At 41.4% G+C, this 14,393-nt stretch carries 11 protein-coding genes and 1 pseudogene; 10 read left to right on the top strand and 2 right to left on the bottom strand.

Translation table 11 applies throughout. The features are described from left to right. Window positions 1-405 precede the first annotated feature (405 nt). The 6 genes from gyrA (at window position 406) to ACT3SX_RS09720 (ending at window position 8,143) form a co-directional block, all read left to right on the top strand. Complete coding sequence (gene gyrA / locus ACT3SX_RS09745; protein WP_192519982.1) at window positions 406-3,183, top strand: DNA gyrase subunit A; 2,778 nt, start codon at window positions 406-408, stop codon at window positions 3,181-3,183. 200 nt (window positions 3,184-3,383) lie between these two features. Then, window positions 3,384-4,454: an EamA family transporter RarD gene (gene rarD, locus ACT3SX_RS09740; RefSeq protein WP_192519983.1), complete on the top strand. Its 1,071-nt coding sequence runs from the start codon at window positions 3,384-3,386 to the stop codon at window positions 4,452-4,454. Between the two features lie 240 nt (window positions 4,455-4,694). Beyond that, window positions 4,695-5,765 carry an EamA family transporter RarD gene (rarD, locus tag ACT3SX_RS09735; protein ID WP_192519984.1) on the top strand — a complete coding sequence of 357 codons (1,071 nt, stop codon included), beginning with the start codon at window positions 4,695-4,697 and terminating at the stop codon, window positions 5,763-5,765. A 186-nt stretch (window positions 5,766-5,951) separates the two neighbouring features. Further along, complete coding sequence (locus ACT3SX_RS09730; protein WP_192519985.1) at window positions 5,952-6,620, top strand: glutathione S-transferase; 669 nt, start codon at window positions 5,952-5,954, stop codon at window positions 6,618-6,620. A 92-nt stretch (window positions 6,621-6,712) separates the two neighbouring features. Further along, window positions 6,713-6,961 (top strand): hypothetical protein, encoded by a 249-nt coding sequence (locus ACT3SX_RS09725; RefSeq protein WP_192519986.1) that lies wholly within the window; start codon window positions 6,713-6,715, stop codon window positions 6,959-6,961. A gap of 33 nt (window positions 6,962-6,994) precedes the next feature. Then, complete coding sequence (locus ACT3SX_RS09720; protein ID WP_192992469.1) at window positions 6,995-8,143, top strand: ribonuclease Z; 1,149 nt, start codon at window positions 6,995-6,997, stop codon at window positions 8,141-8,143. Window positions 8,144-8,150: 7 nt separating this feature from the next. Here ACT3SX_RS09720 and ACT3SX_RS09715 read toward each other — a convergent pair whose 3' ends face one another. Continuing rightward, window positions 8,151-9,122: an ATP-binding protein gene (locus tag ACT3SX_RS09715; RefSeq protein ID WP_192519988.1), complete on the bottom strand. Its 972-nt coding sequence runs from the start codon at window positions 9,120-9,122 to the stop codon at window positions 8,151-8,153. 176 nt (window positions 9,123-9,298) lie between these two features. On the opposite strand from ACT3SX_RS09715, the gene ACT3SX_RS09710 reads away from it, so the two are divergent. The 4 genes from ACT3SX_RS09710 to ACT3SX_RS09695 all read left to right on the top strand — a co-directional run bounded on the left by ACT3SX_RS09710 (window position 9,299) and on the right by ACT3SX_RS09695 (window position 13,394). Next, window positions 9,299-10,327 carry a serine/threonine protein kinase gene (locus tag ACT3SX_RS09710; RefSeq protein ID WP_192519989.1) on the top strand — a complete coding sequence of 343 codons (1,029 nt, stop codon included), beginning with the start codon at window positions 9,299-9,301 and terminating at the stop codon, window positions 10,325-10,327. 300 nt (window positions 10,328-10,627) lie between these two features. Beyond that, window positions 10,628-11,188, top strand: a complete 561-nt coding sequence (locus ACT3SX_RS09705) for a DJ-1/PfpI family protein (protein WP_318779542.1) — start codon at window positions 10,628-10,630, stop codon at window positions 11,186-11,188. Between the two features lie 55 nt (window positions 11,189-11,243). Continuing rightward, window positions 11,244-11,642: a ribbon-helix-helix domain-containing protein gene (locus ACT3SX_RS09700; RefSeq protein WP_192519991.1), complete on the top strand. Its 399-nt coding sequence runs from the start codon at window positions 11,244-11,246 to the stop codon at window positions 11,640-11,642. 687 nt (window positions 11,643-12,329) lie between these two features. Beyond that, complete coding sequence (locus tag ACT3SX_RS09695; RefSeq protein WP_192520911.1) at window positions 12,330-13,394, top strand: 2,3-butanediol dehydrogenase; 1,065 nt, start codon at window positions 12,330-12,332, stop codon at window positions 13,392-13,394. A 728-nt stretch (window positions 13,395-14,122) separates the two neighbouring features. Here the strand turns inward: ACT3SX_RS09695 and ACT3SX_RS09690 are convergent. Further along, a pseudogene (locus tag ACT3SX_RS09690) lies at window positions 14,123-14,393 on the bottom strand (Arm DNA-binding domain-containing protein); the annotation flags it as partial.

Below are 14,393 nucleotides of genomic sequence, written 5' to 3'. Positions count from 1 at the left end.
GTCTAGGGTTTGCTTTTAGTTCACGCGATAGTTATCTAAACGGGCGGAGTATTTCACTGCTCAAAAGATGGTAAGTTTGTCTATGAGAATGCCAAAGTTAGCCAATCAAAACGAACCTGTCAGTGATATATTTTCAGATGCTATAAATTACTTGATATATTGCTGTTAATAGGCTGTTTTGCTTGATTTTAATGACGCTCAGATGCCCCTAAATCAACAAATTTGTGCTAAAATAGCTTCTTTTATTTACTATCAAAAATATCATTGTTTTCGTAATATTTTCCATGCTTTATAGCATTGCTTTGCTCGTTGTTTTTATTGATGATTATCAATATCTAATGGGGATAATATGCTATCTATAAAGCCTGCAAAATTAATAGCGTGGATATGAGTGAAGGAGTATATATGAGCGAGTCAGTCAGTCCTATTGGCATCGTAGACGAATTAAAGCAATCCTATTTGGATTATGCGATGAGCGTGATTGTCTCGCGTGCGCTACCTGATGTGCGTGATGGGTTCAAGCCTGTTCACCGCCGTGTGATGTATGCCATGCATGTGCTATCTAATGACTACAATAAGCCTTACAAAAAGTCAGCACGTGTGGTCGGTGATGTCATTGGTAAGTACCATCCACATGGCGACAGCGCAGTATATGATGCGATTGTTCGTATGGCACAGGATTTTAGCTTGCGCTATCCGATGGTTGATGGCCAAGGTAACTTTGGCTCGATTGATGATGATCCTCCGGCGGCCATGCGTTATACCGAAGTACGTATGACCAAACTGACCCATCAAATGCTTGCCGATTTGGACAAGGATACGGTCGATTGGGAAGATAACTACGATGGTTCTGAGCGCATGCCAAGCGTGATGCCAGCGCGTATTCCTAACTTGTTGGTCAACGGTGCGACAGGTATTGCGGTCGGTATGGCGACTAACATGGCGCCGCATAATCTGACCGAAGTGATTAATGCGTGTTTGGCGTATGCCGAAAACCCACAAGTTTCAGCTGAAGAGCTGATGTCACATATTTCAGGACCTGATTTCCCTACAGGCGGTATTATATATGGCCGCGCGGGCATTTTAGATGCCTATCGCACGGGTAAGGGCCGTTTACATATCCGTGGTCGCTATCATATTGAAGCCATGAGTGATACGGGTGTCAATCGTGATCGTGAGCGTATCGTATTCACTGAAGTGCCGTATCAAGCTAATAAAGCCAAGTTGATTGAGCGTATTGCAGAATTGGTTCGTGATAAAAAGATCGAAGGCATTAGTGAGATTCGTGATGAGTCCGATAAAGACGGTATGCGTATCGCTATTGATTTGCGTCGCGGTGAGACTGCTGAAGTTATCGTAAATAACTTGTTTCTACAAACGCCGCTAGAGTCTAGCTTTAGTATTAATATGGTTGCGCTCGATGATGGTCAGCCAAAATTATTGACTTTGCGCCAGCTGATAGCAGCGTTTGTTCGTCATCGTCAAGAGGTTGTGACTCGCCGTACGATTTATGAGTTGAATAAAGCTCGCGTTCGTGGCCATTTGCTCGAAGGTTTAACCGTTGCTCTAGCAAACATCGATGAGATTATTGCGACGATTAAAGCCTCTGCAAACCGAGGCCTTGCACGTGAGAGCTTACTAAATAACACGTGGGGTTCAGGTAGTGTCGTTGCGATGCTCACCGCTGCTGGTAGTCAGTCAGTACGTCCTGACTATATCGAAGGCGAAGATCCTAACGCACCGTTTGGTCTCATCGAAGGTGAAGAGCGTTATCGTTTATCACTTGAGCAGGTCAATGCGATTTTAGACATGCAATTGCATCGCTTAACAGGTCTTGAGCAAGACAAGTTGACGGAAGAATATCAAGACTTATTGCGTGAAATCGCGCATTTAGAATCTATTTTGGGTGATTTTGATAAGCTAATGACGATTATCTCAAATGAGATGATTGAGATTCGTGATAATTTTGGTGATGAGCGCCGTACTGATATTATCGATTCACGTACTGATTTTAACCGTGAAGACCTCATTCCTGAACAGACGGTTGTGATGACAGTATCGCGTACCGGCTATGCCAAAACTCAGCCAATCGATGATTATGTTGCGCAAAAACGTGGTGGTAAAGGCAAGTCTGCCACCGCCATGAAAGAAGATGACGTCATTGATCATCTGATCGTGACATCGACTCATGCGACCGTACTGTGTTTCACTGATAGTGGCCGAGTCTTTAGCCTACGTGGCTTTGAAGTACCGATTGCCAGTCGCGGTGCGCGTGGTCGTCCATTGGTTAACCTTATTGGTTTAAATGGTGATGAGACTGTCACGACGATATTACCGATTCCAAAAATCGTAGAAGACGTATCGGCAATAGATGAAAGCTCACTAACGGATGATGACGATCTACTCGAGGGTAGTAACCAAGCAGAGGCGCCATTCGTATTCTTTGCGACTGCCAATGGTACCGTTAAGCGTGTTGAGCTTAAGCAGTTTGCTAATATTCGCTCGAACGGTCTTATCGCGGTTGGATTAGAAGAAGGTGATAAACTGGTCAGCGCTCGTATTACCAACGGCAGTCAAGAAGTAATGTTATTTGCGTCAAGTGGTAAAGCCATTCGTTTTAATGAAAATGATGCTCGCGCGATGGGCCGTACGGCTAAAGGCGTCCGCGGTATGCGTCTGTCTGCTGAAGAGTTTATCAAGTCATTGGTCGTTATCGAAGACGATGTACGTGAAATCTTAATTGCTTGTGAAAACGGCTTTGGTAAGCGAACCTTGATTGATGAGTTTAATACGCAAAATCGTGGTGGTGGTGGTGTGATTGCTATCAAAACCAGTGAGCGTAACGGTGCATTGGTTCGTGCGACCAAAGTTGATCCTGAAGATGATATTATCTTAATCTCTGATAAAGGTACGTTGGTTCGTACGCCAGTTGAGCACGTTGCCAGTTCTGGTCGTAATACCCAAGGTGTCACGTTGATTCGTTTATCAAAAGATGAAAAGCTGGTTGCTATGGCACGTGTTGAGAACGAAGAAGGCGACGATGAATTAATTGATGCGATGCAAGAAGATGGCACGTTTGATGTAGAAGGTCAAGAGCAGATAGATATTGATGCTGCTACTGATAATACAGTGACGGCTGATGTTGTAGGCAATACAAATAATGATGAGTTAGATGGCGAGTAAATGCCTCAGTAGTTAGCTTTTTGATCTAGTTTTATAAGATTATTCTAGTAAAAGCCTCTGACGTTCTCGTCGGAGGCTTTTTTATTCTTCTAAGTGTTATTAATTTTAAGGTCTGCTGTTATATTCTGAGCACTATAAGCCGCAACTTCTATAATTCTTTATAAATCACGCCCATAAAGCTATATTTTAAGGCTGTTGTTATGTTTGCGACCAATCAAACTTTTCAAGGAACTCTTGCATCGATATCATCGAGCTTTCTATTTGCGATAATGTTTTTGTTTGGGCTTTTTATGTTGCCTTTGACCGGTACGCAAGTCGCGTCATGGCGTATATTGATGATGCTATTAAGTCTGGTGTTATTGGTCAGTTTTACCAAGCAATGGCAACATGTCTTTGACTATATAAAGACCCTCAAGACAGTCAAAGAGTGGCTTATATTTGTGTTACCTGCACCAATTTTGGGTGGACAGATTTGGCTTTTTATGTGGGCACCAGTCAACGGTTTTGGCTTGGATGTGACGTTGGGTTATTTTCTATTACCACTCGTGATGATAGTACTCGGACGATTTTTTTATCATGAGTATATGAGTGTATTACAGTGGGTGGCAGCGCTATTTGCAGCCATGGGTATTGGTTATGATATATTGCAATACGGCTCAATATCTTGGGTGACACTGTTTGTGTGCTTGGGCTATCCACCGTATTATCTACTGCGGCGTACACTGTCCGTGCCGCCAGTAACGGGGTTGTTGTTTGATTTGACGCTGCTTACACCAGTGGTACTCACCGTGTTATATTTTAGCAATGGCTTTAGTTTGGCGATACAAGACACAAAATTTTGGTATCTATTACCATTACTTGGTGCCTTTAGCTCGCTTGCGATGTCATTGATGATGATTGCTAGTAGTAAGCTACCAGTCTCATTATTTGGTGCTCTGAGTTATGTAGAGCCGATGCTGTTATTTATATTGTCTATTACTGTGCTTAGCCAAGATCTTGAAGAAGGTGGCTCTCTGTTCATGTACGGTATGATTACGCTTGCGCTACTGGTTATGATGGTTAATAGTGCTATAGGATATATAGTACAACGTCGTGATGATCATTTACATGGATATAGCGAGCCGCAGATAGGTGGGTTTCCGCCACGGCGTCATTTTATCAATCAACGTATCGATGGTGTGCTGACAGCACACCGTTTTCGCAAGATTCGCCGCTACCAAAAAAAGCTAAATAAAATACAGGAAAAAATCGAGAAACTTGATTTAAAATAGTTAGTTAGGTGTGTTTTATTTACTCAATAAAGAAGTTTTAATATTAGATGAATGAGGGGCATTGCTTATTTATTCTGACTTTGACATAATGCCGTCTATGATGTAAGCACCATACAATCAAAGCGTTTATTTTAGATTGCGCGATTATCTTATATACAAAAGCCTCAGACATTTTCGTCTGAGGCTTTTGTTTTTTTTTAAATTGCCAAGAATGTGTACTAAGCATTAAAGGTCGCTGCTATGATAACTACTAACCAAACATCACAGGGTACAATCACTGCCGTAGCTGCAAACTTTTTGTATTCACTTTTATTCTTATTTGGCTTATTACTGCAGCCATTATCAGGTACGCAGGTTGCGTCGTGGCGCGTACTAACGATGTTTTTTAGCTTGGTGTTGCTAGTCACTTTATTAAAGCAGTGGCAGCATATTTTTGACTATCTAAAAACATTAAAAAACGCCAAAGAGTGGTTGTTATTTATACTACCCACACCGATTTTGGGTGCGCAAATTTGGATATTTATGTGGGCACCAGTCAATGGGCTGGGTCTTGAGGTAACATTAGGATATTTTTTATATCCAATGATTATGATCGTCGTTGGTCGGTTTTTTTATAACGAGAGTATGAGTCTACTACAGTGGGCTGCCATCATATGCGCAGGTTTTGGCATCGCTTACGATATCTTCGAATATGGGGCTATCTCTTGGGCGACTTTATTTGTATGTTTGGGTTACCCTCCTTACTATCTGTTGCGCCGCAAGCTAGCAGTGCCGCCCATTACTGGTCTTATTTCCGACTTGACGTTGCTACTACCAGTCGTTTTAGTCGTGTTATATATGAACGGCGGTTTTGAGTTGGCAGTATCCAATCAAAAACTTTGGTATCTTTTGCCATTATTGGGCATTATCAGCACCGCTGCGATGTCATTAACGATGGTTGCCAGCCAAAAACTGCCAGTTTCACTGTTTGGTACTTTATGCTATCTAGAGCCAATATTTTTGTTCCTGTTTTCCATCATTCTTTTAGATGGCAATATGGAAGAGGGCGGTTCGATACTGATGTACAGCATGATTTTTGTCGCATTGCTTATTATGATTGCCGATAGCGCGCTTGGTTATCTAGGGCGTAAACGTGATGATCGTTTACATGGCTACAATGAGCCACAAGTGGGGAGCTTTCCGCCGCGTCGCCGTCTAAAAAACCGCCGTATCAAAGGTGTACTCGCTGCGCATCGGTTTCGTAAAATTAAAAAGTATCAGCAAAAAATAGATAAGATGACCCGTAAAATTGAAGCATTGCATTTAAAGTAAATGTTGCTAAGGCGTATCATGATTTAGTTTGTGAGTCTTATTCTGTGTCAAAGGTGCGTGAATTACGCTATTATCAAAAGCAGTGTTGTTATGCTTAAAAGAATACAGCGCACCATACATAAAAATCATCACTCATTGACACCACTCATTGACATCATAATATTGACACTATCATTAGGACGATTTATGTTACATCTTCATCATTTAGCAAACTCGCGCTCGTTTCGTATTTTATGGTTATTAGAAGAGCTAAACGTCGACTATAAATTGACGTGCTATGAGCGTAATAAGGCCTATCGCGCGCCAGAGAGCCTCAAAAAAGTACATCCACTTGGTAATGTGCCAATACTAGAAGTGAACGATCGCGCCTTGGTTGAGTCAGGGTTTATTATTGAATATTTGATCAAACACTATGACACAGCGCAGAGATTTAAACCTACTGATGACAACGAAGACGCATGGGAAGCCTACACTTTTTGGCTGCATTTTGCGGAAGCCTCGTTGATGCCGTTGCTGGTAATGCGCTTGGTATTTACTAAAGTGGTTCAACAGTCACCAATGCTCATTAGGCCTATTAGTAAAAAAATTCAGGGTCAAGTTGAAAAGAATATGATCAGCAGCGGTCTACAAAAAATGCTGTATATGATCGAGCAACGCTTGCAAGACAATCATTGGTTTGCAGGCAGTGACTTTAGCGCGGCGGATATTCAGATGCACCTTGCGCTTGTTGGTGCTAATGCGGGCGCAGGTTTGGACAGTCGTAAATATGCCAATATTTTGAACTGGCTCAAACGTTGTGAAGAGCGTGATGCCTTCAAACGTGCAGAACAAAAGGGTGGTCGTTTGCAGTTTTAGACGAAACACATTTGCACAGTGAGAAATAACTCATTTAATAGTAAAATAAAAGGTTTTGTTTATCATAGACAAAACCTTTTTTAGGATAAAAGATGACAGATCTGAATAAATCAAATGCTTCAAATACAGATATCGATAAATCACAAACTGATAGAGCCGCTATTAATAGCCAGCAAGTCTCTATCAAATCTTGGTCGCAGAAAATTCTGGTTGTCATACTATGCGCAGCGAGCTTTTATGGTGGTTGGAAGTCTTATGAGTCCAATATGGTCAATGAGTGTACGGCCAATGGTGGACAGATGGTTGAAGCACAAAAAACCATGATGTGCCAATTATCATAACCGCCGATTGTTATATATAAGAGACGTAACGCGATGCTAAAGTTAACCTTTTTGGGCACCTCCGCTGGTGTGCCGACCAAACAGCGCAATGTAACCGCATTGGCGATTGAATGTCTGAATCCTTATTTGTCTGGATCAGCCCAAGGCAATAATCAACAGAACAATCCAAATAAAAAATCGCGTCCATGGTTATTGATAGATTGCGGTGAAGGTACGCAGCAGCAGCTATTACATACCAAGCTGTCTATGCATCAATTGGTTGCTATCTGTATCACCCATGTGCATGGCGATCACTGCTACGGATTGCCAGGATTATTGGCCAGTGTAGCCATGTCAGGACGCCGTGAGCCGTTGATGCTGATCGCCCCAAAAGCAATTGCGACATTGCTTGAGGCCATTAACCTAACCACAGAATTATATCTACCCTTTGCTGTGAATTTTGTAGCGATTGAAGACGTGCTATCTGAGAAACGTGATACAAACAAAGTGAATATCCGCTTAAGCGACCAGCATCAGCTTGATATTGATATCACAGCGCTATCACATCGGGTCGCATCTCATGCATTTGGTGTCACGCAGACCATTTATCATCGTAGGCTTGATAAGGATAAACTGCTAGCACAAGGCATTCCTGCAAGCGCGCTATGGGGTAAATTGCAGCAAGGTCACGATGTCATCACCGAAGATGGTCAGCAGTTATGTGCAGCCGACTATGTCAATGACGAACTATCACGAACGCGAGTAGTGATAGCAGGAGATAACGATACGCCAGCGTGTCTCAGCGATGCACTGGTCAATACGGATTTATTGGTGCATGAAGCCACTTATACCCATGAAGTGCTCACTAAGATTCAAGGCAAAAACCCCGAGTTTGATCCGATGCATAGCAGTGCGCAATTGGTGGCTGGTCTTGTAGAAAAAAGCGGCGTAAATAATTTAATTTTGACTCACTTCAGTGCGCGTTATCAGGGTTTTGATAATCCTAATAGCAAGACGCCAAACATGGCATACATTCGTTTAGATGCTGAAAGTGTCTATCAAGGCAATCTTTGGTTAGCTGCTGATTTTGATCAATACACGGTTGATGGCGCAGTTGAACCGATAGGCAATAAAGAGTGCAGCCAAGAAGGTAGTGAAGAGAACAGCCGCGTGCAGTATATAGGTTCTGCACGCAGTGATTAGATATGGCTTAGCGCTTGCTGTCTTCAATTTTTAATTGCGTTATACCGCTCCAGTAGCGACTGAACTGGTAAGCAACCCGTCCTGAGCGACCACCACGTTCAGAAGCCCAGCGTAGTGCATCCTTTCTAATCTTGTCAGGCATTAGCTGACTTTCTAAAATGCTCTTAGCATCACTGTCCATATCAGCTGAGATTTTCTGCTGCTCCAAATTCAGATAATGCTGAATGATATGCAGATAGGTCTGCTGATCCATAGGGTGGAAAGTGAGTGATAAGCCGAATCGGTCTGACAATGATACGGTTTCATCAATGGCCTCATAAGGATTGACTTCATCCGTCTGACCGTTGTAGATATTAATATTGTCTTTCATCATTTGCGGTAGCAGGCGACGGCGATTACTGGTAGCGTAGACCAATAGTTTGTCCTGTTCTGAATCAAGCGCACCATCAAGCACACTCTTTAGCGTACGATAGCTCTCGTCTTGACTGTCAAAAGCGAGATCGTCACAGTATACGATGTAGCGGCAATGACAATCTGCTGGTAGAGCATTAATGGCAGCGCGAATCTTGTCTAATATTTGTAGATCATCGCGGGCAACCTCAATAATACGCAAGCCTTCATTATGATGGGCTTGAAGCAAGGCTCGAATCAATGATGATTTACCAGCACCGCGTGTCCCTGACATCAATACATGATTGGCAGGATAACCTTTAATAAACTGACGGGTGTTTTGAACCAGTTTCGATTTTTGCTTATCAATACCATGCAAATCATCTAAGCTCAAAAACAGGTTGACCGATAAAGGTTGTAGATGGCCAGTGCGTCCACCAACCCAGCGATAAGCAAGCTGATTCGGATCGATTTCAATCGTCGGTGTCACCTGCTCTTGTAAGTATTGACTGAGTAAGTCTAACAAAGGTGCGGGTAGGGCATAAGTAGGCTGATTAGAAGGCGCGGTTGGGATTATTGGTTGTGACATAGTGGCTCTAGTAATTAAGGTTGTCTGTAATACCATACCCAAAAATATCATTACGCAGCGAAACTTTTGGTGCCTACTGAGCGTAGTACTTGTAACCATTATTCGCGTTATTATTATTTTTGGAAATGATACGAATGGTAAGGCAGTAATCTCACTATATTATGAGAAAAAATACTATGGAAAATAGTGCCAGTAATCCGTCTATTACGCAAGCGTTGCAGGAGCAATCTCAGCAGCTATTGCCTATTATCACGCAAGCACTGGCCACACAGCATTTTAGTGAGATAGTACATCAGCGTATTGCTCAGCAAACCACAGAACAAACACAAGACATCGAAGGGATTCATTATCAAGGCTTAACGCGTGCCCAGCATTCACAGTTTGGTCAAGTCATGATTAAATGGCAGTTGATTGCTGACACTGATACTGAGATTGATGTTGATAACATGTCTTTTGATTTAACTCATGAAGCGGAAGCGCTAACCTCTGTAAACGCTGTGTCCAAAATCGAAGATAAGGCTATCGCAGCGCCACTATTGGCGCATCATTACGTAAACGTTCAAGCGCTAGAGCCGCCTCAAAAGCTGATCATCATCGTCATGCCTTATTATCCTAATGGTAGCTTGGCAAGACAGTTGAGTACTCAAAATCAGCATTCATTGACAGCGCAACATAGGCATCACTTTTTAGTACAGTCCGCACATTTGATAGCTAACCTGCATCAGGTTGGCTGGTTGCATAATGATATTAAGCCTAGCAATATTTTGCTTGAGAGGTCTGACGATGAGTTGCCAGTAGATATTATGAGTAATGGTCTGACATCTAGATTATTAATCACTGATTTTGCTTTAGCACAACATATAACGGTGGCTAATAGTCATCCAAATCTTGCTGGAACACTAGCATATTTATCACCTGAGCGTTGGCAAGGGCAGGTTGCAACAGTACAAAGCGATATCTATGCATTTGGCATCATGATGGTTGAGGTGCTAACAGGCAAGCGACCGTTTCAGGTAGCTGCTAACAGCAAGGATGCATCGAAAGCGTGGGCGATTCAGCATTGCCAGCAACCTATTCCAAAGCTGCCATCAGAATATAGTCACTATCAATGTATTGTCGATAAGGCGTTGGCGAAGCAGATAGAAAGACGGTATCAGAGTATGGAAGTTATTTTGAAGGATTTAACATCATTAGATGATAGCTAAGTTGATGTTTTTATTTTCAAAAAGCTTTTTTCAAAAAGCGACTGTTTGTAGTATTCACATATTACCCAGTCATTGTTTTTTATGTTTGAATGGATATTCAGGCTCATTTTAAGCTAAGTCGCTATAGTCAGTCCTAAATAAAAGAGGTGCAACTACGGGTTTCTTGCTTGCTATGCCTACATAGACAGAGGCGGCGCAAAATGTAACCCGTATCGCTGTATTTATTTTATAGTGGATCGACTATATAGGATAATTTGGGTAACAATACCTCATTTCATTTTACGACAATAAAGGAAGAATATCATGGCTAAAGTACTTATCATTACTGGTGATTTCGTTGAGGACTATGAAAACATGGTTCCGTTCCAAGCGCTTCTAGCAATGGGACATGAGGTTGATGCGGTATGCCCAGATAAAGCTGAAGGGGATAGTATCGCTACTTCAATACACGATTTTGAAGGGGATCAAACTTATACCGAAAAACGTGGTCATAACTTTACCCTTAATGCCTCTTTTGCCGATATTAATGTCGCAGATTACGATGCTTTGTATTTACCAGGTGGACGTGCGCCAGAATACTTGCGTTTGAACGCCAAGGTTATTGCAATGATTCAGCATTTCGCAAATACTGATAAACCAATTGCATCGGTTTGCCACGGGCCACAATTACTGACGGCTGCTGGCGTATTAAAGGGTAAGAAAGTATCTGCCTATCCTGCATGTCAGCCAGAAATAGAAATGGCTGGCGCTGAGTATATTGAGTTGCCTATGGATGGCGCTATTACAGATGGAAAGCTAGTAACGGGTCCTGCATGGCCTGCTCACCCAGCTATGCTGAAGCAGTTTGTTGCTTTGCTATAAGCTTTAATTAGGGCTTGTTGAATATTCAATAGGCCCCAGTATCGAGAGAGGATATATGTGCCAACTATTTATTAGTGCTGATGATAGCTTATGGAGCTCTAAAACCAAATCACTTCGAATTCAGGGAGTAGTTACCTCAATTCGTTTGGAAGTGTTTTTTTGGGATATATTAGAAGAGTTGGCATTTCGTGATCAAATGACGGTTAATCAACTGATCACTAAGCTATACCTTGAGTCTCTCGATGCTGATCATGATATTGGTAATTTCACCTCTTTTTTAAGGGTTTGTTGTTCTCGTTATTTGTCTTTAATAGCCGATGGCGATCTTTTTCGCGAAACAGCATTGCCTTTAGAGGAGGTCGATGCAAAAAATATCATCAAACGTGAAACCCTCCGCAAAAATCAACGTAGTGCATTATTCAATGGCATTGAGCAAAATATTTCTATTAATTGAAGTGTGTCCTTCACTTAAGCGATAGTCATTTAGAGTCAGCGAGCTACTAAATCGTTACAGCGTTAACCTTCTTAGATGTACTACTTGTACAGTCTGCATTCAGCTGCGTTGCATCGCTGTTAGAGTTCTTTGGCTATATGGTCAAATCTATATAAATCCCCCCACATCGTCAGTCTCGCTTAATCTACTACTTGTAGTACTTTCGCTCGGTTTTTTTGTATTCAAATTATATTGAACCGACTATATCGAAATTATTTATAACTGGGCTAAACATAGCTAGATAAAGCATTGGCGAAATCAACAGAAAGAAGATATCGGAGCATAATGGATGTATTGACCCCCTTAAATAGTCTGCTAAATAGTATAGGTGAGTTTTTAACAATATTTAACAATACTTAACAGTTTTGATACTTTGAGTGTTTTTTAGAGTCGGATAATGAAGTATAAATTTTTTATTAACTTTTGTCGTTAGCCTATTTTATAACCGTATAGCCAATTCAATATAAAAAATAGTTAGCAAGATTGGAGCGATGTTTTTACCACTTTTATCTACGTCACTTTTATCTGCATAGCCACAGTCTGAAGTAAAAACTTAACTCAGTCGCGTGTCATATAAAATGCATTTATTTTATTTAGAATTGACCATACCAAGCAAGAGTGCGTTGATTATCAACGAAGGAGTTTTTTATGAAAGCAGCACGTTTTTATGATAAAGGCGATATTCGTATTGAAGATATTCCAGAGCCTACAGTAGAAGCAGGTACAGTCGGTATTGATGTAGCATGGTGCGGTATCTGTGGGACGGATCTGCATGAGTTTATGGAAGGTCCCATCTTTATTCCTCCATGTGGTCATCCGCATCCTATTTCAGGTGAGTCAGCGCCAATTACCATGGGGCATGAGTTCTCAGGTGTGGTGTACGCCGTTGGTGAAGGTGTTGATGATATTGAGGTCGGTCAGCATGTCGTGGTTGAACCCTATATCATCTCTGATGATGTACCAACAGGACCTGGTGAGGATTATCATTTATCAAAAGATATGAACTTTATTGGTTTGGGTGGCCGTGGCGGCGGTTTGTCCGAAAAAATCGCTGTAAAACGCCGCTGGGTACATCCTATCGCCAATAATATTCCATTAGATCAAGCTGCTTTGATTGAGCCGTTAGCTGTTGGCTATCATGCATATGTGCGTAGTGGTGCTAAAGCAGGTGATGTGGCTTTGGTTGGTGGTGGCGGTCCTATTGGTCTGTTATTGTCTGCCGTACTAAAAGCCAAAGGTATCACTGTCATCATGAGTGAGCTCAGTGCCAAGCGTAAAGAAAAAGCGCTTGATAGTGGTGTTGTCGATCATGTTATTGACCCTACCAAAGACGATTTGGCCGAAGAAGTAATGAAAATCACTGAAGGCGAGGGTGTTGATGTTGCTTTTGAATGTACGAGTGTCAATGCTGTTTTAGACTCTTTGGTTGAGCTGACTAAACCAACAGGTGTGGTGGTAATTGTTTCTATTTGGAGTCATCCGGCTACTGTAAACGTACACAGTGTGGTGATGAAAGAGCTTGATGTGCGTGGTACGATTGGCTATGTTAATAACCACAAAGATACGATTCAGCTTGTAGAAGATGGTCTGGTCAATCTTGAGCCCTTTATTACTCAGCGTATCGCGTTAGATGATTTGATCTCCAAAGGCTTTGAGACACTGATTCACAATAATGAATCAGCGGTAAAAATCATCGTAAATCCAAACCTATAATTACAGCGTATTGCCGATGAGTCAGTGCTATCAGGATTGAAGTGCGGACTGATTGAACCAGTAATTATTATGGTTTTAGTTATTATACTTTTGATGTAATCCCTGCTAACTAGCGGGGATTTTTTATACAAATAACAGGCACAAAAAAACCTGCTAAAAGCAGGTTTTGATATTTAGTCTAAGATGTACTATCCGAAAATGGTGGGGCTGGAGAGACTCGAAACCTCCTTACAATTAAATCACTGCAGCGATACGATAGCTAATACCTTGTTATATATATGTTTTATATAAATCGTAATGCTATATGAGCAGTAAATGCTATCCCATGCTAATCCCATACTTTAGATAGTCAAAGACTGAGACAGTATGGGTCAGGTGGGGAATTAGACGTTTTTAAAATTTTAGGGGTGGACTGCAAACTAGGTAATTGATGTAATCATATTGATTTTATTGGATTTTTTTTGTAATTTGAAGGTAATTATTAAGTAATTGAATACACAGCTAAAAGGTATTAATTAAGAGACTATAAAAACTATATATATCATATGCTTAACTAATATATGTAATTATAATTACTTTTTATTACCATATTAAGGTATTTTTAAATAACAATTATATCAATGACTTAGGTCTTGTTTATCGAGCTATTACTACAATTACCTATTATCGCTACCCATATGGTATTTAATTACCTGAACTGATGATATAGGAATAAAAAAGCCCTAAATTTAGGGCTGATTGTGATGATTGTTTAAGGCGTTTGCTAGGTTGCGAATGATGTGTCGGCTATCACTGGGGATGAATTTGCCGTAGTGTTTGTGGATCATTTCTGTGTTGACGTGGCCTAGCTGATTGGCTAACCACTCAGCGCTGATGATGCCTGTCGATAGCACTTGGCTCGCGTAAGTATGGCGACCGTTATTCAAAGCGCGATAGGGAATGTCGCAGCTGTCTAGGTGACGTTTCCAGCGCTTCTCTAATTGCGGATAGGTATAGTTG

The sequence above is a fragment of the Psychrobacter sp. AOP31-B2-9 genome (assembly GCF_052378005.1).
Taxonomy (GTDB): Bacteria; Pseudomonadota; Gammaproteobacteria; order Pseudomonadales; family Moraxellaceae; genus Psychrobacter.
Note: the sequence above shows the minus strand (reverse complement) of the source record. Positions and strands in the feature narration are given on the sequence as shown.